The sequence below is a fragment of the Corallococcus sp. CA053C genome, from assembly GCF_003611675.1.
Classification (GTDB): Bacteria; Myxococcota; Myxococcia; order Myxococcales; family Myxococcaceae; genus Corallococcus.
The window spans coordinates 1-2,555 of sequence record NZ_RAWA01000686.1; the positions used below are offsets into that span (position 1 = coordinate 1).

Annotated in this window: 3 protein-coding genes; 1 reads left to right on the plus strand and 2 read right to left on the minus strand. The window is 69.0% G+C overall.

From position 1 onward, the window contains the following. Positions 1 to 644: DUF1629 domain-containing protein (locus tag D7V97_RS42115; RefSeq protein WP_233583591.1), on the plus strand; the 644-nt coding region annotated here is incomplete at its 5' end. Between the two features lie 20 nt (positions 645 to 664). On the opposite strand, the gene rapZ is transcribed toward D7V97_RS42115, so the two are convergent. Both rapZ and hprK read right to left on the minus strand, forming a co-directional pair. Beyond that, positions 665 to 1,531, minus strand: coding sequence for an RNase adapter RapZ (gene rapZ / locus D7V97_RS42120; protein ID WP_120616149.1), 867 nt, complete (start codon positions 1,529 to 1,531; stop codon positions 665 to 667). Further along, complete coding sequence (gene hprK, locus D7V97_RS42125) at positions 1,528 to 2,493, minus strand: HPr(Ser) kinase/phosphatase (RefSeq protein WP_120616150.1); 966 nt, start codon at positions 2,491 to 2,493, stop codon at positions 1,528 to 1,530. The genes rapZ and hprK overlap by 4 nt, the downstream gene beginning before the upstream one ends. Positions 2,494 to 2,555: the final 62 nt, after the last annotated feature.

Consider the following 2,555-nt stretch of genomic DNA (forward strand, 5'->3'; position numbering starts at 1 on the left):
TCGTCGCACATGGCGGCACGGCCCACGCCCCCCTCCGCAAGACGACGCGCCGCGCCCTCACCGCGACCTTCTACGACCTGCACGATGACTTCCGCGCCCCCGGCCACTGGGAACCCGGCGACCCGCGCGGCCTGGACGACGAGGTTGTCGGCGGCGTGTGGATGTTCACCGCCGGGCACCCGGTCTCCGTCGACGGGCCCATGCACATCCCCAACGAGGCCCGCTGGCCCCCGCTGGACTTCTCCCTCGCCGGCGCGGGCCTCACGCCCGTGGTGCACCCGCGCGTGGCCGCCGTCTTCGAGCGCCTCGCCCCCAATGACGTGCAGCTGCTCCCCGTCACCATCGAGGGCCAGCGGGAGCCGTACTTCCTCCTCGTCGCCACGCGCCTCATCCGCTGCGTGGACGAAGCCGCGTGCCTGGAGGTGCGCCGCTACAGCCCCGCGGACGGCCTGCCCGCTCGCGTGGGCCAGTACCGCTCCGTCCAGGGCCTTCGCATCGACCCGACGAAGGTGGGCCGCGCCCGCGTGTTCCGCCCCTGGGGCTGGCCCGTCACCCTCGTCGTCTCCGAGGTCGTGAAGGACGCGCTCGAAAAGGAACGCGTCACCGGCGCGCGCTTCACCCCGGTGACGGACACCCGGCACTGAAGCGCGCCGGGCTCAAAGCCCTACTCCTTCTCGATGTCCCGGTCCCAGAGCTGCACGCGGCCGTAGTCCTCCGACAGCCTGCGCACCATCTCCGCCGCCAGCGCCACCGAGCGGTGCTTGCCGCCCGTGCACCCCAGCGCCACCGTGAGGTACGCCTTCCCCTCCTTCTGGTAGCGCGGGAACAGGAACCGGCAGAGGTCCACGACCTTGTCCAGGAACTGCTGCGTCTCGTCCCGGTCCAGCACGTACGCGGACACCTTCGGCACCTTGCCCGTGAGCCCCTTCAACTCCGGCACGAAGTACGGGTTCGGCAGGAAGCGCACGTCGAACACCAGGTCCGCCTGCGGCGGCACCCCGTACCGGTAGCCGAAGGACATGATGGACAGGCTGGGGCCCGTCGTCGGCTCCGGACTGAAGCGCCCCTGCACCATGCGCTTCAGGTCGTGGACGTTCAGCGCCGACGAGTCGATGACCTGATCCGCCAATTCGCGCAGGTCCTTGAGCGCCTCACGCTCCGCGCGGATGCCCTCCGCCACCGTGCCCTCGGGGGCCAGCGGATGGCGGCGGCGCGTCTCGCTGAAGCGGCGCAGGAGGCTGTCGTCGCTGGAGTCCAGGAAGAGCACGTCCACCTGGTGGCCCGCTCGGCGCACGTCGGCCAGCACGCGGGGGGCGTCCTTGAGGAAGATGCCCTCGCGCACGTCCATCACCAACGCCATGCGCTCGATGTTGCCGCCGCCCGCGAGCTCCGTGAGCTTGGGCAACAGGAGCACCGGCAGGTTGTCGATGCAGAAGAACCCGGCGTCCTCCAGCGCGCGGATGGCGGTGGACTTTCCGGATCCGGACATGCCGGTGATGACGATGATCTGCTTCGCAGGGGCGGCGGTCACTCGACCTCTTCTCCCAGATTGCGGCGCATCGCCCCCTGGGCGATGGCTCGATTGAGTCGCTCGGCGAACTCCCGCGCCGAGTGGTGGCCCTGAAGCTTCAACAACTGGTTGCGCGCGGCCACCTCGACAATGGTGGCCATGTTGCGTCCGGGACGCACGGGGACAACGGACAAGGGGATGTCCACGCCGACAATCTGCAGATGCTTGTCCTCCACGCCCAGGCGGTCGTACTCCTGGTGCGGATCCCACTCCTGCAACTCGATGACAAGCTCAATCTTCTTCTGTTCCCGGACGGCGGACACTCCGAAGAGGTCCTTGATGTTGATGATGCCCAGGCCGCGAATCTCCATGTGGTGCTTGATGACCGGGTTGCCCGCGCCGTAGACGGCCCCCTTCCTCCGGGTGACGTCCACGATGTCGTCCGCCACCAGCCGGTGGCCCCGCATCACCAGGTCCAGCGCGATTTCGCTCTTGCCGATGCCGCTCTTGCCCAACAGCAAGATGCCCACGCCGAAGACGTCCATCAACACGCCGTGCAGGCTGCTGGACTCCGTGAGCGCGTCCTCCAGGAACATCTGCACGCGCTGGATGAACTCGCTGGAGAGCAGCGGCGTCTTCATCAGCGACAGGCCCGCCGCCTCGCACGCGTCCACCAGCGCCTTGGGGGCGTCCAGCGCCTTCGTCACCACGACGCACGCCAGGTCCTCCTCGCCGAAGAGCTTGGCCAGCGAGGCGCGCTGTCCCTCTTCCGGCAGGGTGGCCAGGTAGGAGATCTCCGTGTTGCCGAAGACCTGGACGCGGTGGGGGTGCAGGTGTTCGGTGAAGCCCGCCAGCGCCAGGCCCGGCTTCTGGATGCGCGAGGAGTCCACCGTGCGCTTCAGGCCCTGGGAGCCCGCCATCAGGGTGAGGCGCAGGTCGTGGCCCTCGTCCTCGAGGAGCTGGGAGATGCGAATGGATTTCATCGTCAGGACGTGGATATCACCCACCGGCCTCCGGAGGTGAACCCCGCCGTGTCCCCCGCCCC